General features: G+C 71.1%; 14 protein-coding genes and 1 pseudogene. 6 read left to right on the forward strand and 9 right to left on the reverse strand.

Going from position 1 to position 20230, the window contains the following annotated elements; translation table 11 throughout:
• Nucleotides 1-234: TerD family protein (locus AC31A1_RS17155; protein WP_489654150.1), on the reverse strand; the 234-nt coding region annotated here is incomplete at its 3' end.
• A gap of 221 nt (nt 235-455) precedes the next feature.
• The gene (locus tag AC31A1_RS17160; protein ID WP_489654151.1) at nt 456-1739 is read right to left on the reverse strand and encodes a serine hydrolase domain-containing protein; all 1284 of its coding nucleotides are present in this window, start codon (nt 1737-1739) and stop codon (nt 456-458) included.
• Between the two features lie 305 nt (nt 1740-2044).
• On the opposite strand from AC31A1_RS17160, the gene AC31A1_RS17165 reads away from it, so the two are divergent.
• Entirely contained in the window at nt 2045-3847 is a 1803-nt protein-coding gene (locus AC31A1_RS17165) for a M4 family metallopeptidase (RefSeq protein ID WP_489654152.1), read from the forward strand.
• 48 nt (nt 3848-3895) lie between these two features.
• Here AC31A1_RS17165 and AC31A1_RS17170 read toward each other — a convergent pair whose 3' ends face one another.
• Nucleotides 3896-4639 (reverse strand): hypothetical protein, encoded by a 744-nt coding sequence (locus AC31A1_RS17170; protein WP_489654153.1) that lies wholly within the window; start codon nt 4637-4639, stop codon nt 3896-3898.
• A 135-nt stretch (nt 4640-4774) separates the two neighbouring features.
• On the opposite strand from AC31A1_RS17170, the gene AC31A1_RS17175 reads away from it, so the two are divergent.
• From AC31A1_RS17175 to AC31A1_RS17190, 4 genes are read left to right on the forward strand one after another with little or no spacing between them, the layout of a single operon-like run.
• Nucleotides 4775-5947, forward strand: coding sequence for an ROK family transcriptional regulator (locus AC31A1_RS17175; RefSeq protein WP_489654154.1), 1173 nt, complete (start codon nt 4775-4777; stop codon nt 5945-5947).
• A 56-nt stretch (nt 5948-6003) separates the two neighbouring features.
• Nucleotides 6004-7800 carry an alpha-galactosidase D gene (locus AC31A1_RS17180; protein WP_489654155.1) on the forward strand — a complete coding sequence of 599 codons (1797 nt, stop codon included), beginning with the start codon at nt 6004-6006 and terminating at the stop codon, nt 7798-7800.
• Nucleotides 7801-7820: 20 nt separating this feature from the next.
• The gene (locus AC31A1_RS17185; protein ID WP_489654156.1) at nt 7821-10196 is read left to right on the forward strand and encodes a glycosyl hydrolase family 95 catalytic domain-containing protein; all 2376 of its coding nucleotides are present in this window, start codon (nt 7821-7823) and stop codon (nt 10194-10196) included.
• Nucleotides 10193-11419, forward strand: a complete 1227-nt coding sequence (locus AC31A1_RS17190) for an SGNH/GDSL hydrolase family protein (protein ID WP_489654157.1) — start codon at nt 10193-10195, stop codon at nt 11417-11419. Before AC31A1_RS17185 ends, AC31A1_RS17190 begins: the two co-directional genes overlap by 4 nt.
• 9 nt (nt 11420-11428) lie before the next feature.
• Here AC31A1_RS17190 and AC31A1_RS17195 read toward each other — a convergent pair.
• From AC31A1_RS17195 to AC31A1_RS17215, 5 genes and pseudogenes are all read right to left on the reverse strand, one after another.
• A pseudogene (locus AC31A1_RS17195) lies at nt 11429-14391 on the reverse strand (helix-turn-helix transcriptional regulator).
• A gap of 78 nt (nt 14392-14469) precedes the next feature.
• The gene (locus AC31A1_RS17200) at nt 14470-14820 is read right to left on the reverse strand and encodes a UBP-type zinc finger domain-containing protein (protein WP_489654158.1); all 351 of its coding nucleotides are present in this window, start codon (nt 14818-14820) and stop codon (nt 14470-14472) included.
• Complete coding sequence (locus AC31A1_RS17205) at nt 14817-16274, reverse strand: ATP-binding protein (RefSeq protein ID WP_489654159.1); 1458 nt, start codon at nt 16272-16274, stop codon at nt 14817-14819. Before AC31A1_RS17205 ends, AC31A1_RS17200 begins: the two co-directional genes overlap by 4 nt.
• The gene (locus AC31A1_RS17210) at nt 16271-17947 is read right to left on the reverse strand and encodes an NAD(P)/FAD-dependent oxidoreductase (protein WP_489654160.1); all 1677 of its coding nucleotides are present in this window, start codon (nt 17945-17947) and stop codon (nt 16271-16273) included. Before AC31A1_RS17210 ends, AC31A1_RS17205 begins: the two co-directional genes overlap by 4 nt.
• A gap of 120 nt (nt 17948-18067) precedes the next feature.
• Nucleotides 18068-18421: a VOC family protein gene (locus tag AC31A1_RS17215; RefSeq protein ID WP_489654161.1), complete on the reverse strand. Its 354-nt coding sequence runs from the start codon at nt 18419-18421 to the stop codon at nt 18068-18070.
• Between the two features lie 60 nt (nt 18422-18481).
• On the opposite strand from AC31A1_RS17215, the gene AC31A1_RS17220 reads away from it, so the two are divergent.
• Nucleotides 18482-19363 (forward strand): universal stress protein, encoded by an 882-nt coding sequence (locus AC31A1_RS17220; RefSeq protein WP_489654162.1) that lies wholly within the window; start codon nt 18482-18484, stop codon nt 19361-19363.
• 3 nt (nt 19364-19366) lie between these two features.
• On the opposite strand, the gene AC31A1_RS17225 is transcribed toward AC31A1_RS17220, so the two are convergent.
• Nucleotides 19367-20164, reverse strand: a complete 798-nt coding sequence (locus tag AC31A1_RS17225) for a TIM barrel protein (RefSeq protein ID WP_489654163.1) — start codon at nt 20162-20164, stop codon at nt 19367-19369.
• Nucleotides 20165-20230: the final 66 nt, after the last annotated feature.

Consider the following 20230-nt stretch of genomic DNA (forward strand, 5'->3'; position numbering starts at 1 on the left):
GAGGGTGACCCGCGCGGCGCCGGTGCGCAGGCGGGCCGGGTCGATGGTCAGGGTGTCGTTCCGCAGCCGTGCTCCGGGCGCCGTCGGCTGGTTGTAGAACACGAAGTCCGCGTCGCCGCCGACCTTGCCGCTCTCGTCGGTGATCAGTGCCGAGACGTCGAAGGGACCGGGCACCCGCAGGGCCAGGGCGCCGCCCGGAAGGGGCAGATTGCCGCCCGGCACCAGCTCGTTCATGGCACCGCCCTCGCTGTTCGTGCCCGGTGGGGGACTTCCCCAGGGGGCTTCCCCTGTGGGGGACTTCGTCCTCCACTCAACGTCCTGCCGGGGCACGAGGGTTCCCGCAGGACGCGGTGGAGGCCGGAGCCAGGGCGGCGGGGAGGGCCCGAGAGCGACGCTGCCCTGGCTCCGACCCCGACCCCGACCCCGCCTCCGACTCCGACCCGCGCACCGCGACCTCAGTCCCGTGCGACCCCCGGCGCGATGTCCTCGTAGGCCACGTTCCGCTCGGTCACGTAGGAGCCGCGGCCCGTGAGCGGCGAGCTCTGGATCGCCTTCGTCCGCTTGCCGCAGAACGCCGATTCCAGGGTGCGCGCCATCGTGTTCAGGACCGTGCCGTTGTTGGAGGTGTTGGCCAGCGCGGTGAGGCTGCGGCGGCCGTCCTTCGAGGTGAAGGAGTAGGTGTAGAAACCCTGGACCGCGCCGGTGTGGCCGTACACCGAGACACCGCAGGACAGATCGCGGCGCCGCAGCCCGAGGCCGTAGCGCGTGGTGCTGTTGACCTGGGTCCACCGCTCCATCTGCGCGAGCTGGGCGGCGGAGGTGAGTCTGCCGCCGAGCAGTGCGGAGAAGAAGGTGTTCAGGTCGTGCGTGGTGGAGATGACCGCGCCCGCGCTCTGCGCCCAGGAGACCGTCTGGTCGGTGGCGTCGACGAGCTGTGCGCCCGCGCGGTCCGGGGTGAGATAGCCGTGGGCGTACCGGCCCGGGATCTTCGTGGCCGGGTGGACGTAGAAGGTGTCGCGCAGCTTGAGCGGCTCGATGATGCGGTCGCGGTACTCGGTGCCCACGGAGTGGCCCGTCAGCTTCTCGATGAGCATCCCGGCGACGACGAAGTTGGTGTTCGAGTACGAGTAGGCGGCGCCCGGCGCGTTGGTGCGCGCGTGCTTGAGGGACAGCTGCACCAGCTGGCGGTAGGTGAAGACCTTGTTGCGTACGGCCTCGAAGCCGGAGACCGAGCTGGCGAACATGGAGTTCGTGTAGTCGTACAGGCCGCTGCGGTGGCTCAGGACGTGGCGCACGGTGATCCGCTTGTCGGGCAGCAGCCCGGGGAGGTAGCGGTCGACCGAGGCGTCCAGGTTCAGCTTGTGGGCGTCGGCCAGTTGGAGCAGGACGACGGCCGAGAACGACTTGGTGATGCTGCCGATGCGGAAGCGGTCGGCGTTGCCGATGGCCCGGCGTGTCGTGCGGTCGTCGATGCCCGCGGCGGCCGTGTGGACGGTGCCGTGGTCGTCGATGCGGGCGATCGCCCCGGGCGCGCCCTGTGCCGTCAGCGTGCGCAGTACGGCACGGAGGCCGGCCATGTCGGGGGCGGGAAGTCCCGCCGCGTCGGGGGCCGGAAGCGGTGCCGTGCTGCTGGTTCTCGTGGTGTCCGACCCGTGGGTCGCGGCATGCGCCGGTACCGCCGTGAGCGTCAGCAGTGCCGCCGCAGACGCCGTGGCCCTGCGCACCGTTCTTGAGACCATCCGGTTCTCTCCCGTTTTTCTCGGTATGCGAGATCGATCACAGTGGCGCGAGGCAACCTTCTCGCGTCCCGTCACATCTCCACAGCTGGCGCACAGTTGGTCATTCGCTGATCACTGAGCGATGCGGATGTGCCAAGTATTGCCATGAAAGCTACGAAAACCTTTCATTTCGGCTTTACATGTACATGGTGGATGCGTGAGGGTTTCGGTCCAGGGCCCGACCAGCCCTGTGGGCGCGTTCAACCGCGCCCTGTCTCAAGGCGGTTGGTGATCCCGGCCGTCTTCGAACGGAGGAGCCCTCATCCATGCGTGGACCCCACATACGCAGCCTGGCGGTCGCCGTCGCGGTGACGACGGCCGCCACGGGGCTGGCCGGCACGGCCTTCGCGGGACCGGCCACGGGGACGGACGGTGCGACGGCCTCGACTGAATCCGGCACCAGTGCCGCGTCCGTCGTCACGGCCGCGAGGGCCGCGGCGTTCGCGCACGCGACGGCGACCGGTGTCACGCGGGGCGACGAACTCCGGGCCCAGGACGTGATGATCGACCCCGAGGGCGCACGCCATGTGCGGTTCATACGCACGCACCAGGGCATGCCGGTCCTCGGCGGCGACCTCGTCGTCCATCTGTCCCGCAGCCTGGCCTACACCGGAGTCACCCGGGCGGCCGGGCAGAGCGTCAAGCCCGCGACCGCGCGGGCAAAGCTGACGGCCGGTCAGGCCGAGGCGAAGGCCGCCGTCGTCGCCAAGGGTGACGCGGGCACCGCCGAACTCGTCGTGGATGCCCGGGACGGGGGAGCCGCGCTCGCCTACCGGATACCCGTCAGCGGCAGCAGCACCGCCGAGGCAACCGGCACCCGGACCGTCGTCGTCGACGCCGTCACCGGCACGGTCCGCAGCAACACCCCGGACAGCGACGAGTTCCTCTCGCCCAGACTGCTCGACACCCTGCGCGAGCGTGGCGAGACCCTGGACCCCGCCACCGGTACCGTCGTACAGCCGAGGTCCCTCGCGGCAGCCGCCGTGAGCCGTGCGGTCCACTACCCGGTCACCGCCTCGGGCACCGGCAGCTCCCTCTTCGTCGGCAAGGTGCCGCTCACTACCACCCGCACGGCGCGCACCAGTTACCTCCTCAAGGACCCGACGCGCTGGGGCACCGAGACCCGCGACGCCAAGGGGAAGGAACTGGAGAACTTCGCGCAGGGCAAGAAGTTCACCAGCACCACCGACAAGTGGGGCAACGGCGCGGTCTCACACCGCGACAGCGCCGCCGTCGACGCCCAGTACGGCATCACCAAGACCCTGGACTTCTACAAGAAGACCTTCGGCCGCAAGGGCATAGCGAACAACGGCAAGGCCGCCCGCGGCATGGTCCACTTCGGCAACAAGGTGGCCAACGCCTTCTGGGACTCGACCTGCGGCTGCATGCTCTACGGCGACGGCGACGGGGACATGTTCAAGAAGCCGCTCGTCGTCCTCGACGTCACCGGCCACGAACTCACCCACGGCGTCGTGGACGCCACCGCCAGGCTGGAGCCCACCCGTGTCGACGCGGACGGCAACCAGTACGGCGAGGCCGGCTCGCTGAACGAGTCCCTCGCGGACATCTTCGGCTCCAACGTCGAGTTCAGCGCCAACAACGCCAAGAACCCGCCGAACTACCTGATCGGCGAGAAGCTCGGCCTCGCCCAGAAGTTCCTGCGCCGCCTCGACCACCCCTCCCTGGACAAGCTGGAGGGCACGATCGACTACTGGTCGCCGCAGACGTACGACGCCGAGGTGCACGCGGGCTCCGGGGTCTCCTCGCACGCTTACTACCTCCTCGCGGAGGGCAGCGGCAGCAAGACGATCGGCGGCTTCGCCTACGACTCGCCCACCTACGACGGTTCGACGGTCACCGGCATCGGACGCGCCAAGGCCACGGCGATCTTCTACCGCGCGCTGACCCGCTACATGGTGTCCACCACCGACTTCCACGACGCGCGCACCGCGACCCTGAAGGCCGCGGCGGACCTCTACGGCGTGAACAGCACGGCGTACAAGACCGTCGACCAGGCCTGGGCCGCCGTGAACGTCACGGTCGCCAACACCCCTGCCGCCAGGCACTGATGACCGTCCGGGTGCCCTGCCACGAGCGGGGCACCCGGACGCCCGGCCTCAGATCCACTGCTTCTCGACCTCCTCGGACACCGTGAACACGGCCTCGCAGGAAGGACAACTGGCCTTCCCGAACACGTACGTCAACGCCGTCGCGACCTCCGTCTGCCCGAACGCGACCGCCTCGCCGTGCAGCCGCGCGCCGATGCCGTCGAGCCGGTCGGGCGTGGCCGGTACGAGCTCCGTGCGCCCCTCCGCGGCCTCCTTGTCGGCACCGGACACATAGTCACCGGCCGAGGTGAAGACGCCGTACGAGCCGAACGCGACGAACAGGCCCTCCTCGCACTCGGGGCACTCCAGGTCGTACTCCTCACTGTTCACTCCCTCCAGTGCCTCGGCCCACACCCCGCCGTCGTCCTCGAAGGCGAGCACGGCCATCTGCAGATAGACGAAGGTGTGCGCGTCCTGCCCCGGATCGGCGCGCAACGCCCGTGCCACATCCAGCAGTTGGGCTATCTCGCGCGCGTACCGCGCACGGCACTCCTCGTCCGGGTCCGTGGTGATCAGCCCGGCCATGGTGACCGCCTGTATCGCCTCGCCCGGCGCCCGGCCGAGCGCGATGTCAGTGAGCACGGGCAGCGCCGCCCAGCTCGCGTCGTACACCGAGCCCTGGTGGCACAGCGAGCCCCACAGCTCCTGCCACACGTCCTCGTCCTCGGTGCCACCGAGGCGCGCGAACAGGCCCGGGATGTTCGCGGCGCTGCCGTAGGCATGGGTCAGCTCGGACCAGTCGATCGTCGTCATACGGCGATTGTGCCGCCCGGCACTGACAACGAGGCCCCGGCAGGCATCAGTTCCGCTCAGGCGGCTCACAACTCGGCTTCGACAAATCCTGCTTCTTTTATTGACGACGGAAAAGAAGGGATCTAGGTTCCCGCCATGCGCTCGATCCCCCGTACCGAGTCGTTCCCGGCACACACGCCGGCCGTCTCCCAGGTCTTCACGACCGTGCTGTCCCACGGCCCCCTCACCCGACTTGAGGTGGCCCGCCGGGCGGGGCTGTCGGCGGCCGCCGTGACCAAGGCGGTCCGGCCGCTGATGGAGGCCGGGTACTTGGCGGAAGGCGCCGACCAGGACGCGCCCCCGGCACTCGGGCGGCCCGCGAGCCTCGTCCGGGTCGACGGCGGACGAGCGTTGTTCATCGGGGTCAAGGTGACCGGCGACGAGATCATCGGCGTCCTCGCCGACCTGTGCTGCCGCATCCGCGTCGCCCGCCATGTGCCGCTGACCGATCACGACCCCAAGGCTGTGCTGTCGTCGATCGCGGACCTGGCCCAGGAACTCCGCACCGAGGCGGACGACCTGGGCATCCGCGTGCTCGGCCTCGGCCTCGCGGTCTCCGGTGACGTGGACCGCGGTGAAGGGGTCGTCCGCTACTCGCCGTTCCTGGAGTGGCGTGACGTACGCCTGGCCGAACTGGCCGCCATGACAACGGGGTTGCCGGTCACCGTCGACAACGACGTGCGCGCCCTGACCGTCGCCGAACAGTGGTTCGGCGCCGGCGCCGGTCTCACGGACTTCGCCGTGGTGACCGTCGGTGCGGGCATCGGCTGCGGACTCGTCGTGCACGGCCAGGTCGTCGCGGGCGCCCACGGGGTGGCCGGGGAGATCGGGCACGTGGTCGTCGATCCCGCCGGGCCGCTCTGCCACTGCGGCAACCGCGGCTGCGTCGAGGCGATCGCCGGGGACGCAGCGATCCTCGCGCGCATCCGCGAGGTCACCGGCGTCCAAGTCGCCGACACCGCCGAGGCGTTGGCCCTCGCCCACCGCGGCGACGCCGGAGCGCGCGAGGTGTACGCGCGGGCCGGTGAGGCGATCGGCCGGGGCATCGCGACCGTGGTCAACCTGTTCGGCCCCGAACGGGTGATCATCTCCGGCGAGGGCCTGGCCGCCTACGACCTGTTCGCCGAGCAGATCCGTGACTCCTTCGCCGCCGCCGCCTTCGGCTCCGCCGCCCGGTGCGACGTACACACCCGTCCCCTGCCCTTCGACGAATGGGCACGCGGGGCCGCCGCCACCGCGATCCAGTCCTTCATCCGAGCCGCCGACTAGCCCGCACGCCCCTACTTGACTCCCGCCACACTCCTACCCGCACGAGGAGCCCGACGATGTACTCCCTCACGCCCGTCCGTGCCCTGAGAGCCATGGTGGTCCTGGCCCTGAGCGCAGGCTTCGCCACCTACCTCCCCGCCGCGCAGGCGGCCACTCCCACGGCGGACACCGCCACGGCTGTCGCGGCCAAGCCCTATATGGGCTGGTCGAGTTGGAGCATGCAGTCGTCCAAGTACCCGGGCCTCAACCCGGACGGCGACTACAGCTACCTCACCGAGGCGAACGTCACCAAGCAGACCGACGCGCTGGCCTCGAAGCTGAAGAAGTACGGCTACAACTACGTGAATATCGACGCCGGTTGGTGGCGCGCGAACGACTGGACGCCGGAGTACGACCAGTACGGCCGTCAGAAGGCTGATCCGAAACGTTTCCCCAGCGGCATGAAGGCCGTCGCCGACCGCATCCACTCCAAGGGCCTCAAGGCCGGCATCTACCTGCCGGCGGGCCTGGAGAAGGAGGCGTACAACAGCGGCAGGACGCCGATCTGGAACGCCGACGGCTGCACCACCGCCGACATCGTCTACAGCGACCTGCGCACCACCAACGGCTGGGACAGCTCGTACAAGCTCGACTTCTCGCGGCCCTGCACCCAGAAGTACATCGACTCGCAGGCCCAGTTGATCGCGGACTGGGGCTACGACTTCCTCAAGCTCGACGGTGTCGGCCCGGGGTCCGGAAAAAGCGGTGACCAGTACGACAACGTTGCCGACGTGGCCGCCTGGAACAAGGCCATCACCGCCGTCGGACGCCCGATCCACCTGGAACTGTCCTGGTCCCTGGACTACGGACACGCCGCCGACTGGAAGAAGTACTCCAACGGCTGGCGCATCGACACCGACGTCGAGTGCTACTGCAACACCCTTGTCAGCTGGGAGAATTCGGTCGACGACCGCTGGGACGACGCCCCGGCCTGGACCGGCCAGGCAGGCCCCGGCGGCTGGAACGACCTCGACTCCCTCGACGTCGGCAGCGGCGCGATGGACGGCCTGACGAAGGCGGAACGCCAGAGCTACGCGACCCTCTGGGCCGTGGCCAAGTCCCCGCTCTTCACCGGTGACGACCTCACCCGCCTCGACGACTACGGCCTCTCGCTGCTCACCAACCGCGAGGTCATCGGCGTCGATCAGAGCGACGCGCCGCCCGCGCGCCCGGTCACCCCGTCCGACGCCCAGCAGGTGTGGGCCGCGAAGAACCCCAACGGCACATACACAGTCGCCCTGTTCAACCTCGCCGACGCCCCCGCCGCCGTCTCCGCGAACTGGACGACCCTCGGCTTCACCGGCAAGGCCGCCGTCCGTGACCTCTGGAACCACGAGGACCTCGGCACCTTCACCAACAAGGTGACCGAGGCCCTGCCCGCCCACGGCTCCCGCCTCTTCACCGTCACCCCGCACGGCAGCGCCGTCACCACGACCGCCTACGAGGCCGAGGCCACCACGAACACCCTCTCCGGCAACGCCTCCGTCGCCGACTGCTCGGCCTGCTCCGGCGGCAAGAAGGTCGGCAACCTCTACGTCGGCGGCAAGCTCACCATCAACAACGTCGTCGCCGCCAAGGCCGGCACCTACCAGGTGAAGATCGCCTACGTCAGCGGCGACTCCCGCTCGGCGAGCATCTCCTCGAACGGCAACGCCGCCACCAGCCACAAGTTCCCGTCCACCGGCGACTGGGGGACCGTCGGGACGGTCAGCGTGCCGGTGACCCTGAAGGCGGGCGCCAACACGATCACCTTCGACAGCGGTTCGGGCTACGCGCCGGACATCGACCGCATCGACGTCCCCACGTCGGCCTGACCGAGCCACCAGGAGCCGCAATGAACCCCGAACCGTCCCCCCTGCTGCCCAGACGCGACCTGCTCGCCCTCGCCACCGCGACCGGCGCCCTGGCCGCCCTCCCGACCTTCACCGCCTCGGCCGCACCACAGCGCCCCGACGCCTCCACCGGCGACAACTCGGCCTACGGCGGCAGCGGTTCGCTCAACACGCTGTGGTGGCAGGCCCCCGCCGGCGACACCTCGATGATCGAACAGGGCCTGCCCGTCGGCAACGGCCGCCTCGGCGCCCTCGCGAGCAACGACTCGGGCCACGAGGTTCTCCTCGTCACCGACGCCACGATGTGGACCGGCGGCCTGAACGACACGCTCGACTCCGACGGTCAATTCCCGTACGGCCGCGCCGACTTCGGGTCCCTGACCCTGCTCGCCAAGCTCACGGTCGACATTCCCGACCACGACCTGGGCGCCGTCTCCGGCTACCGCCGCACCCTCGACCTCGACCGGGGCGTGGTGGGAGCCTCCTACGTCCGCTCGGGGGTGACGTACCAGCGGGAGATCTTCTCCAGCCGCCCCGACGACGCGATCGTCCTCCACTTCAGCCAGAACGGGGGCGGACGCTACACCGGCACGGTCACGCTGGAAGGGACGCACGGCGAGGCCGCCGCGACCTCTTTCGGCGGCACGTTCGCCAACGGCCTGAAGTACGGCGCCGCCGTCACCGCCTACGGCAGCGGCGGCAAGGTCACGGTCAGCGGCGCGAACATCACCTTCTCCGGCTGCAAGGACCTGACCGTCGTGGTCAGCGGCGGCACCAACTACGCGCCGGACCCCGCGCACGGCTACCGCGACCCCAAGGCCGACCCGCAGAAGCTCGCCCGCACCAAGGTCCGCGCCGCCGCCGAGCACTCGGCCGACACCCTGCTGCGCACCCATGTCGCCGACCACCGTGCGGCGTTCGGGACGTTCGGCCTCTCGCTCGGCGAGTCGACCGCCGACCAGCGCGCCCTCGACACCTGGGAGCGCATCCAGCTGCGCGCCACGAGCGGCGAGCCCGACCCCGAACTCGAAGCCGCCTACGTGCAGTTCGGCCGCTACCTCATGGTCGGCTCATCGCGCGGCAGCCTGCCCATGGGCCTCCAGGGGGTGTGGCTGGACGGCAACGACCCGGACTGGATGGGCGATTACCACACCGACATCAACATCCAGATGAACTACTGGATGGCCGACCGGGTCGGCCTGTCCTCGTGCTTCGACGCGTTCACCGACTACTGCGTCACCCAGGTGAAGGACTGGACCGAGCTGACCGGCAGGCTGTTCCAGGACTCCCGCAACCGCTACCGCAACACGTCCGGGAAGGTCGCCGGCTGGACCGTCGCCTTCTCCACCAACCCCTATGGCGGACTCGGCTGGTGGTGGCACCCGGCCGGCAACGCCTGGCTGAGCAACAGCCTCTGGGAGCACTACGAGTTCACGCACTCCCGCACCCACCTGGAGAAGATCTACCCCCTTCTCAAGGGCGCCTGCGAGTTCTGGGAGGCGCGGCTGGTCACCACCACCCTGGACAACGGCAAGGAGGTACTGGTCGCGGACCACGACTGGTCGCCCGAGCAGGGTCCGCAGGACGCCAGGGGCAACACCTACGCCCAGGAAGTGGTGTGGACCCTCTTCGGCAACTACGCCGCGGCGGCTGCGGAGTTGAAGCGGGACAGCGGGTTCGCGAACACGATCTCGGGCCTGCGCAGGCGTCTGTACCTGCCCGAGGTGAGCCCGAAGTCCGGCTGGCTGGAGGAGTGGATGTCACCCGACAACCTCGGCGAGACCACCCACCGCCACCTGTCCCCGCTGATCAACCTGTTCCCCGGCGACCGTATCCGCCCCGACGGCTCCACCCCGAAGGACATCGTCGACGGCGCCACCGCCCTGCTCACCGCGCGCGGCATGAACAGCTTCGGCTGGGCCAACGCCTGGCGCAGCCTGTGCTGGTCGCGCCTCAAGAACGCCGACAACGCCTACCAGTTGGTCGTCAACAACCTCCGCCCGTCGGAGAACGGCACCAACGGCACCGCCTTCAACCTCTTCGACATCTACGAGGTGGAACAGGGCCGCGGCATCTTCCAGATCGAGGCCAACTTCGGCACCCCGGCGGCCGTGACCGAGATGCTCCTGTACTCCCGCCCGGGTTATCTGGAGCTCCTGCCGGCCCTCCCGGACGCCTGGGCCGAGTCCGGCTCGATCACCGGGGCCGGCGCCCGCGGCGGCTTCGTCGTCGACCTGCGCTGGACGAACGGCAAGCCCACCGAGGTGAAGCTCCGCAGCGTCGGCGGTCGCACCACGACCGTCGCCCACGGCGGAAAGACCCGCACCGTGACCGTCGAGCCGGGCGGATCCGTCACGTTGAGGGACTTCGCCCGGTGAGCGCCGGACGGGCACGACTGCGCCGCACGGCCGCACTGCTCCTGCTTGCCGCCGCCTTCCAGGCCGGGCCCGCACACGCACAACCCCAGGCACCGGCGCAGGTGAAGGCATTGAAGAACCCGGCATCCGTCATCACCTGGGGAGCGAGCGCCGACCACCTGGGCGACGGAGTCGCCGACCGCAGCTACCGGCTGATCGTCCACACCAGCGTGGCCGGCACCGATCTGCGGATCCGGCTCTCCAACGCCTTCGGCGACCGGCCGCTGACCTTCGACGACGTCTACGCCGGTGTGCAGCAGACGGGCGCCGCGCTCGTCCCCGGCTCCAACCGGCGGCTCACCTTCGACGGCGCGAAGTCGGTCACGATCCCCGCGGGCGAGGTCGTCTACAGCGACCCGCTGTCCGGCAGGCTGCCCGCCGCGACCAACCTGGTGGTCAGCATCCACACCCCGGACGCGGCGGGCCCGGCGACCGGCCACGGCATGGCGATGCAGACGTCGTACGCCACCCAGGGCGACCACACCGGTGAGGAAGGCGCCGCGGCGTGGACGGACACCACCGGCTCCTGGTACTACCTCGACGCCGTCTCCGTACGGCCGAGCGCGGGCATCGGCGCGGTGGTCACGCTCGGCGACTCCATCACGGACGGCTGGGCGTCCACGACGGACCTCAACCGGCGCTGGCCCGACTACCTGGCCCGACGCCTCCAGAAATCCGACACGGCCGTCAAGGGCGTGGCCAACGAAGGGATATCCGGCAACAAGGTCCTGGCCGACGGCGCCGGGCAGAGCGCCCTGAACCGGTTGCAGCGCGATGTGCTGTCCCAGCCCGGCGTCCGCACCGTGTTCCTCTTCGAGGGCGTCAACGACATCAAGGCGCACACCGGCGTCACCGCCCAGGACCTGATCGCCGGCTACCGCGAGATCATCGAGCGGGCGCACGCGGCCGGGAAGTGTGTCGTCGGCGCCACGGTCGGACCGTTCAAGGGCTGGCCCGAATGGGATCCGGCGGCCGAGGCGGTACGCCAGGAGGTCAACCAATTCATCAGGAGCAGCGGGGAGTTGGACGCCGTCACCGACTTCGACCACATCCTCCGCAGCCCCTACGACCAGGAGAGGATGCTCCCCTTCCTCGACGGCGGCGACCACATCCACCCCAACGACAAGGGGATGGCGGCCATGGCCGACGCGGTCGATCTCAAGAGCCTCGACTGCGCCAAGTGAAAGTCGGCGTCAGCCGGACGCCGTCGCCTCCGGGGTGATCAGCCCCTGGCGGTAGGCGATCGCCACCGCCTCCGTACGGCTCGCGGCGCCCAGCTTCGCGAGGATGTTGGAGACGTGGACGCTCGCCGTCTTGCCGGTGATGAACAGCTCCTCGCCGATCTGACGGTTGCTGCGGCCCAGCGCGAGCAGCCGCAGCACGTCCCGCTCGCGGGCCGTCAGCGGCGAGGGGCGGTCGCCGGCGTCCGGCGCCGGGTCGCCCAGGCGGCCACGGCGGATCAGCGTGTCCACCTTCGCGAGCAGGGGCACGGCGCCGAGCCGGGCGGCCGTCTCCCGCGCGGCGCGGGCCTGGGCGGCCGCCTCCTCACGGCGGTCGGCCGCCAACAGGGCCTCGGCGAACCGGAATTGGCAGCGCGCCCGCTCGTAGACATCGCCATAGTCGAACGCGGCCACCGCCTTCTCCCAGGCCGCCGCGTCCGGTCCGGTGGCCACCCGTATCCACTCGGCCTCGGCACGGGCCAGCCACGCCTGTCCTTCCGGCCCCTGGGGCCGGGCGTCGCCGCCCGCGGCGGCCACCGACCGGGCCAGCTCGACGAGTTCCGTCGCGGAGTCCGTCCAGCGGCGCACCCCCGCCTCGTCGCCCGTCAGCCGCAGCGCGGCGGCCCGGTCGGCGACCGCGGCCAGGGCGAGGGCGGCGAGCCGGACCGTGAGGTCGGGGCGCCGGCCGGAGTCGTCGGTGAGGGCGGCGACCGCGGTACGCAGGTGCTCGACGGCCGTCTCCGGGTCGCCCTGGACGGCGGCGGCATCGATGAGCACGATGGCCGCCACCATCGCGGCCATCCAGTCGAACGGCCCGTCCAACAGGGCCCGGGCCCGCTCCACGGCCCCCAAGTCCCCGCGCGCCAGCGCCACATACAGCGCGGGTCCCATGGTGAAACCGCCCGCGTGCGGCAGCACTTCCGCGTCGCTCGCGGCCACCTCCACGCACTCGTCCCAGCGGCCCAGCGTGTACAGCACCAGGAGCTGGAGATAGCGCATTTCCAGCGGATACGGCGACGAGAGCAGCCCGGCGCGACGGGCCCGGTCCAGTCCCTCGGCGAGCCAGGGCAGCGACTCCTCCAGGTCACCGGACTCGAAACTGCCGATGGCGAGATGGAACAGGGCGCGCATCTCCACAGGCGCGTGCCCGGCCTGCCGGGCCAGTTCGCGGGCCTGCGCGAGCCGCTCCCGGCCCTCCCGGGTGCGCCGGCCGCCCTTTTCGAGCGTGGCCAGCGAGATCAGCAAGTCGGCCCGGGCATCGACCAGCTGGAGCTCCTCGGCGGTGCGCAGGGCCTGGCGGGCGATCCGCAGCGCGATGCCGTCCTCGCCGACCTGGCGCGCCGCCAGCACATGGGTGGCCGCCGCCCACACCCAGGTCCGGGAGGGCGGTTCGGCGGGGATCATCGCCAACGCCTCGCTGCTGTACGCGAACGCGGCCGTGAGGCTGTCGACGCCCATCAGATTGCCGGCCAGCGTGTAACGGACCCGGGCGGCCAGCTCGGAGTCCGTGTCCTGGCCGATCCCGGCGAGCGCGGACCGGGTGAGGGAGACCGCGCGGTGCGCGTCCCCGGCGTGGGCGGCCGCCGCCGACGCGCGCAGGGTGAGGGTCACACTGCCGATGCCCTCGCCGGAGGGCCGGGCCGCGGGGTCCACCGACGACCACAGATCGAGGACGGTTTCGAGATGCCGTAGCTCCTCGGCGGGCGCGCCGACGCGCTGGGCGTGGTCCGCGGCCTCCAGGGAGGCGGCCAGTGCCTCGGCCAGGTCGTGGCTCTCGCGGTAGTGGTGGGCACGCTCCGCCGCGCTCTCGGCCGGGTGGCCGCGTGAGGCGAGGAGGCGGGCGAACGCGCCGTGCTGCCGGGAGCGCTCGCCGGGGAGCAGGTCGGCGTACACCGCCTCGCGGGCGAGCGCGTGCCGGAAGGAGTACGTGTCGGCGTGCCCGGGGACCAGGAGCTGCCGTTCGACGGCCTCGCGCAGCGCCGACTCCAGCTCGTCCTCCGGGAGTTGGACCGCGTCACGCAGCAGGTCGTACTCGACACGGCGTCCGGCGACGGCGGCGGTGCGGAGCACCTGCTGGGCGGTGTCGGAGAGTTGCTCGAAACGGATCAGCAGGACGTCGGCCAGTCCGCTCGGCACCCCGCCCGCCTCCATGTCGCTCGCCGCTAGCAACTCCTCGGCGTAGAAGGCGTTTCCCTCGGCGCGCTCGACGATCCGGCGGACCGTGCCGTCCGGCACCGGGCCCGTGCGCAGCGCGCGCACCAGCCGGGCGACCTCCGCGTCCCCCATGGGCCGCAGCTCCAGGCGGTCCACGGCGGGCAGCCGGACCAGCTCGGCCAGCAGGGGCCGTAGGGGATGGCGGCGGTGGAGGTCGTCCGCGCGGTACGACGCGAACACCGCGAGGCGGTGCGTGGGCGTGCCGCCCGCCGGGCGCTGGAGGATGCCGCGGCTGAGCAGGAAGCGGAGGAGGTCGGGGAGGACTGGTCGGCCCAGTGCAGGTCCTCCAGGACCAGGAGCAGGGGAGCGATGTCGGAGAGGTCGGCGAGCAGTCCGGCGATGCCCTCGAAGAGCCGCAGCCGGCCGCCCGCGTCCCGCGCCGCGTCCGAACCGGCGCCCAGCAGCCGGTCGACCGCCGGATGGGCGGCCAGCGCGGCCGCGAACCGCTCGTCGTCGGCGAGGACACCGAGGATCTCGGTGAAGGGGAGATAGGGCAGACCGACGTCACCGAGGTCGACGCAGTGCCCGGTGAGGACCGTCATCCCGGCGGTCGCGGCCCGCCCGGCGATCTCGTCCAGGACCCGGGTCTTGCCGACGCCCGCGTCCCCGGCGATCAGCACCGCCCCCGCCGTACCCGCGCGGGCGCGCTCCAGCACACCGGCGAGGCGGGCGAGTTCCTCGTCCCGGCCGATGAGCGGCGCTGCTGCCACGGATGACGTCACGCCCCCATCCTGGCACGCGCCACCGACAACGCACCTGGCCACCGGGCGGGAGACGGCCCCCGCCCGGCGGGCCGGGGCTCAGCGCAGGGTCTCGGCCCAGTTCGCCGGAACGCGGCCCGCGGGACCCGGTACCGGCTGGTCCTTCGGGTGGCTCAGCGGGGCGGTGAGCTCGGGACCGGAGTCGTAGAGCTCGGAGGTGGTGAAGTTCCAGAACCAGTCCTCGCCCGGCTCGTAGCTCTGGATGAACGGGTGTCCCGTGGACTGGTAGTGGGCCGTGGCGTGCTTGGCGGGGGAGTCGTCGCAACAGCCGATGTGGCCGCACTGCGCGCACCGCCGGAGATGGAACCACCAGCCGTCGGCCGCGTCGCACTCCACGCAACCGGCGCCGCTCGGCGGGACGGCGGGGTCGATTCCGGTGATGTCGCTCATGCGGACTCCTCGGGCGTCTCGTTGTCGACGGCGGTGAGGGGGAGCAGGACCTGGAAGCGGGTGTCGCCCGGCACCGACTCCACCTGGAGGGTGCCGTGGTGCTTGTTGACGACGATCCGCCAGGAGATGTCCAGACCGAGCCCCGTGCCCTCGCCCACCGGCTTGGTGGTGAAGAACGGATCGAAGATACGGCTGCGGATCTCCTGCGGCACACCGGGCCCCGTGTCACGGAACTCCACCATCAGCTGATCGCGCACCAGCGCCGTCCGCACCGTCAACGTGCCTTCCCCGCCCGTGCTGTTGATGGCGGAGACCGCGTTGTCGATCAGGTTGGTCCACACCTGGTTGAGCTCGGCCGGGTAGGCCGGGATCTTCGGGAGCGTGCGGTCGTAGTCCTTGACCACCTTGATCCGGTCGCCGAGCTTCGCGCCGAGCATCAGCAGGGTGCTGTCGAGGAGTTCGTGCACATCGGCGACCTGGTAGGGCGCGCGGTCCAGCTGCGAGTACTGCTTCGCGGCGCCGACCAGATTGGAGATGCGGGTCGTGGAGTCCTCGATCTCCGTCATCAGAAGCTCGGTCTCGACCGTGTAGCTGAGCCAGCCGACGGCCGCCTGCAGGACGTCCTCGTCCACGGCCGCCGCGACCTGGTCGAGCCAGTCGATGTCGAGACCGGCCTGCACGAAGGTGGGCGCGATCTGCCAGGCCTGCATGATGCCGTGGTCGTCGAGCCAGTCCGTGAGCGCGTCCTCGCGGTCCGAGGCCTCCAGGGGGCTCAACGTCGGGGCCTTGGCGACCCGTTCGGCCGTGCGCTCCTGGATGTCGATGAGGTTCGCGAGGGCCTCCCGCGAGTACGGGCCGGAGGAGATGACCCGCAGCTTGTGCCGCATCTTCGCCACCCGCTCGCGCAGCGTCGAGGTGGCCCGGACGGCAGCGGCGGCCGGGTTGTTGAGCTCGTGCGTCAGCCCGGCCGACAACGAGCCCAGCGCCAGCAGCCGTTCACGCTGGCTGATCGCCAACTGACTGCTCTTCTGGCCGAAGAAGAGCCCCTCCAGCAGATGGACCGCCATCGGGAACCACTCGCTCATGATGGCCGCGAACGTCTCGGCGGGCAGCACGAAGAACCGCGTCGGCTCCGTCACCCGCATCGAGTTCAGGTACACCTGCTGCACCCGGTCCCCGATGTAGGCCTGCATCGCGCCCGTGTACACGCCGCGCTGCGAGGTCCGTGCGACTTCGACGTCGTCGCCGCCGACCCGCCGCGACAGCACGACGGTGCCCTCGATCATGACGTAGAAGCAGGTCGCGGGGTCGCCCTCGGTGTAGACGGGCCCGGCCTCGAACTGCTCCACCTGCCCGTCGCAGCACAGTCGGCCGAGCTGCTCCGGTGTCAGCTTCTCGAACAGGAACAGCGTGCCGATCTCCTGCGGGCTGCACGGCAGTACCTGCCCGCTCATGACTGCTCCAGGTAGCGGTGGACGAGCATCACGGCCATGGCTCCCTCTCCGACGGCGGACGCGACGCGTTTCGCGGACTCGGCGCGCGCGTCGCCCGCCACGAACACGCCGGGAATGTTGGTCTCCAGGTGGTACGGCGCCCGGTCCAACTCCCAGCTCGCGGGCGGCTTTCCGTCCACGGTGAGGTCCGGCCCGGACAGGATGAACCCGCGCTCGTCCCGCAGCACCGACCCGTCCAGCCAGTCGGTCAGCGGGGCCGCGCCGATGAACACGAACATCCACTGCGCGTCGACGAGTTCGGTGTTTCCGCTCTCGGTGTCGCGCAGCGTGAGCTGCTCCAGATGGTCGCTGCCGTGCGCGGCGTCGACGACCGTGCCGGTGCGCACCGAGATGTTCTCGGCCTCGTTGATCTGCTGGATCAGGTAGTACGACATCGACGCGGCCAGCGAGCCCCCGCGCACCAGCAGCGTCACCGACTTGGCGCCCCGGGACAGGTACATCGCCGCCTGGCCCGCCGAGTTGGCGCCGCCGACGATGTACACGTCGTGCCCCTGGCAGGAGGCCGCCTCGGTCAGCGCCGAGCCGTAGTAGACCCCGCAGCCCGTCAGGTCGGGCGTGCCGGGCGCCTCCAGCTGCCGGTACGACACTCCGGTCGCCAGGATCACGCTGTGCGCGGCGACCGCCGAGCCGTCCGCGAACCGTACGACGCGTGCGGAGCCGCTGACCTCAAGTCCCGTGACCTCGCGGGCGGTCAGGATCTCGGCGCCGAACTTTCCGGCCTGCCGCCGTGCCCTGTCGGTGAGTTGAGCCCCGGACACCCCGTCCGGGAACCCGAGGTAGTTCTCGATGCGCGAACTCTGCCCGGCCTGCCCACCGGTCGCCGACCGCTCGACGAGAACGGTCCGCAGCCCTTCCGAGGCCCCGTACACGGCCGCGCCGAGCCCGGCCGGGCCGCCGCCGATGACGACGAGGTCGTAGAAGTCGGCCGTCGGGGTGGTCGCGAGCCCGACCTCGGCGGCCAGCTCGGTCGCCTCCGGCTCGACCAGCACGTTCCCCTCGGCGGTGATGACGAGCGGCAGCCGCTGCCCGTCCTGCCCCGCGGCCGACAGCAGCCGCAGTCCCTCCGGGGTGTCGGCCGAGTACCAGCGGTACGGCACCTGGTTGCGGGCCAGGAACTCCCGCACGTCCGAGGAGCGCGCCGACCAGCGGTGCCCGACCACCTTCGTGGCGGGCACGGGCCGGTAGTCGCTGTTCCGCCAGGCCTCCAGGAGGTCGTCCAGGACCGGGTAGAGCTTCTCCTCCGGCGGGTCCCACGGCTTCAGCAGATAGTGGTCGAGGTCGACGACGTTGATCGCGTCGATCGCCGCGTCCGTGTCCGCGTACGCGGTCAGCAGCACCCGGCGCGCGCCCGGGTAGACGTCGAGGGCCTGCTCCAGGAACTCGATGCCGTTCATCTGCGGCATGCGGTAGTCGGCCAGGATCACGGCCACGAGATCCCCGCGCAGCTTCAGCTCACGCAACGCGTCCAGCGCGGACTCGCCGGACTCCGCGCGCACGATCCGGTACGACTCGCCGTAGCGCCGCCGCAGGTCACGGGCGACGGCACGGGACACTCCCGGATCGTCGTCCACGGTCATGATGACGGTCCGCGCGGCTTCGGCGGCCTGTGCCATACGTCTCCCACCCCGAGTGGTCGGCTTCACGGCACGGCGGCGCCGTTGACACCGCGCCGGCTCCCCACCATCGTATGGTCGATCGCCGTGTCGCGCTCCGCTACACCCGAGACGGGGGCCTCAGGGGCGCCGGGAGCGCAACACGCAGAACTCGTTCCCCTCCGGGTCCACCAGCACCACCCACGACTGCGAGCCCTGCCCGACGTCCGCGGTCCGCGCGCCCAGGGCCAGCAGCCGGATCACCTCGGCCTCCTGGTCGTCGGGCCGGAAGTCCAGATGCAGCCGGTTCTTGACGGTCCTGCGCTCGGGCACCGGCACGAACAGCAGCCCCGGCAGCCGTTCCGGCTCCGGCCGGATCTCGAACTCGTCCGGCGCCTCGCCCACCACCACCCACCCGAGGGCCTCGGCCCACCAGCGTCCCAGCGCGACGGGGTCGGCCGAGTCCACCACTACCTGCTCCCACTCCAAGGTCATGCGGGCACCGTAGTGAAGACTGGGCCGACACACGTGACCGCACCACCGGGAGGCCACCGCATGACACGACCGATCACCGCAGGGGTCGACGGATCGGCGGAGAGCCTCGCCGCACTCGCCTGGGCGGGCCGGGAGGCCGTACGGCGGGGGCTGGCGCTGCGGGTCGTGCATGTCTGGCGGTACGAGGAGCACCAGGCCCTCGACGCGGGGGACCGGGACACCCAGGACCGCTGGGTACGGGACGCGGCTGCCGAGGCCACTCGGACGGTCGCCGAACGCCACCCGGGCCTCGACGTCACCACCGACGTCCTGGAGGGCGACCCCGTCGACACGCTGACCGCCGCCGCTGCCGACGCCGAACTCCTGGTCCTCGGCTCACGCGGCCACGGCCCCGTCGTCGGTTTCCTGCTCGGTTCCGTCGGCCAGCAGGTCATCGCCGATTCCCCGCGGCCCGTCGTGCTCGTCCGCGCCGGGGACGAGGCCGCCGGGGAGGCGGCGGGGCGCGAGATCGTCGTGGGTCAGCACGGGAACCCCGAGGACAGCGCCGCCGCGCTGGGCTTCGCCTTCGAGACGGCGGCGGCGCGGGGAGCGACGGTCCGTGCCGTACGGGCGTGGACCCTGCCGCCGGTGTTCGCCTACAGCCCCGCCTCCATGAAGCTTCTCGACGACGCCGGAGGCCTGGAACCGTACGAGAAGAAGGGCCTCGCCGAGGCGCTGGAACCGTGGCGGAAGCGCTTCCCCGACGTGCCCGTGGTCGAGCACGTGGAGATCGGCAGCGCTGGCCAGGTCCTGCTCTCCGTCGCGGGGCGCGCCCAGTTGATGGTCGTCGGGCGGCGCGCCCACCGTACGGCGGTGGGCGCGCGGATCGGCTCGGTCGCGCACGGGGTGCTGCACCACGCGGAGTGCCCGGTGGCCGTGGTGCCGTCGCCGGAGGCTTCCTGAGGGTCAGGCGCCCGCGGCCGGGGTGAACGCGGTGCGGAAGCGGTCCAGGGCGCGTTCGCTGTCGCCGTCCGAGGCCCAGGCCTCCATCGCGACCGTGCCGTCGTAGCCGATGTCGGCGAGGGCGCGGGCGATCGCCGGGTAGTTGATCTCGCCGGTGCCGGGCTCCTGGCGGCCGGGTACGTCCGCCACCTGGATCTCGCCGATCAGGTCCGACTCGTGGGCCTTGCGGACGAGTTCGATGAGGTTCCCCTCGCCGATCTGCGCGTGGTACAGGTCCAGGTTCATGCGCAGGCCGGGCCGGTCCACCGCTTTGACCAGGGCCAGGGTGTCGGCGGCCGTCGCGAACGGTACGCCCGGGTGGTCGACCGCGGCGTTGAGATTCTCCAGCGTGAACGTGACCCCGTTGCTCTCGCCCAGTTCGGCGAGGCGGGTCAGGGTGCGGTGGGCGGCGATCCACATCGCGCCCGTGGGCTCGCCCGTCACCGGAACCACCGGCAGGCCCTCGGAGTCCAGCCCCGTGCCGTGCAAGTTCAGCCGGGGGCAGCCCAGTTGATCGGCGGCCTTCACCGACTCCTCGGCGGTGCGCAGGAGTTCGGCGGCGCCCGACTCGTCCGTGAGGCTGCCCCGGATGTAGCCCGTCATCGACGAGAACTCGGCCGGGGTCCGGGTGAGCGCGTCCAGGTCGTGCCGGGTCCAGTCCCAGATCTCGACCTGGAAGCCGGCCTCGTGGATGCGCCGCGCCCGCTCGTGGATCGGCAGGTCCCGGAAGACCATCTCGGCACAGACCGCCAACGTGTACATGACTGCTCGCCCTCTTCTAGAACGTTCTAGATGGCAGTAGTACGCCACTGCTGGATTCCTGTGTCA

The organism is Streptomyces sp. P5F9 (assembly GCF_057961495.1).

Bases quoted from the DNA above. Each gene is read 5' to 3' on its own strand.
- AC31A1_RS17170 (WP_489654153.1), bottom strand. From the start codon at position 4,639: ATGACGACGATCGACTGGTCCGAGCTGACCCATGCCTACGGCAGCGCC.
- AC31A1_RS17205 (WP_489654159.1), bottom strand. From the start codon at position 16,274: ATGAGCGGGCAGGTACTGCCGTGCAGCCCGCAGGAGATCGGCACGCTG.
- AC31A1_RS17200 (WP_489654158.1), bottom strand. From the start codon at position 14,820: ATGAGCGACATCACCGGAATCGACCCCGCCGTCCCGCCGAGCGGCGCC.
- AC31A1_RS17210 (WP_489654160.1), bottom strand. From the start codon at position 17,947: ATGGCACAGGCCGCCGAAGCCGCGCGGACCGTCATCATGACCGTGGAC.
- AC31A1_RS17220 (WP_489654162.1), top strand. From the start codon at position 18,482: ATGACACGACCGATCACCGCAGGGGTCGACGGATCGGCGGAGAGCCTC.
- AC31A1_RS17165 (WP_489654152.1), top strand. From the start codon at position 2,045: ATGCGTGGACCCCACATACGCAGCCTGGCGGTCGCCGTCGCGGTGACG.
- AC31A1_RS17160 (WP_489654151.1), bottom strand. From the start codon at position 1,739: ATGGTCTCAAGAACGGTGCGCAGGGCCACGGCGTCTGCGGCGGCACTG.
- AC31A1_RS17180 (WP_489654155.1), top strand. From the start codon at position 6,004: ATGTACTCCCTCACGCCCGTCCGTGCCCTGAGAGCCATGGTGGTCCTG.
- AC31A1_RS17185 (WP_489654156.1), top strand. From the start codon at position 7,821: ATGAACCCCGAACCGTCCCCCCTGCTGCCCAGACGCGACCTGCTCGCC.
- AC31A1_RS17215 (WP_489654161.1), bottom strand. From the start codon at position 18,421: ATGACCTTGGAGTGGGAGCAGGTAGTGGTGGACTCGGCCGACCCCGTC.
- AC31A1_RS17175 (WP_489654154.1), top strand. From the start codon at position 4,775: ATGCGCTCGATCCCCCGTACCGAGTCGTTCCCGGCACACACGCCGGCC.
- AC31A1_RS17225 (WP_489654163.1), bottom strand. From the start codon at position 20,164: ATGTACACGTTGGCGGTCTGTGCCGAGATGGTCTTCCGGGACCTGCCG.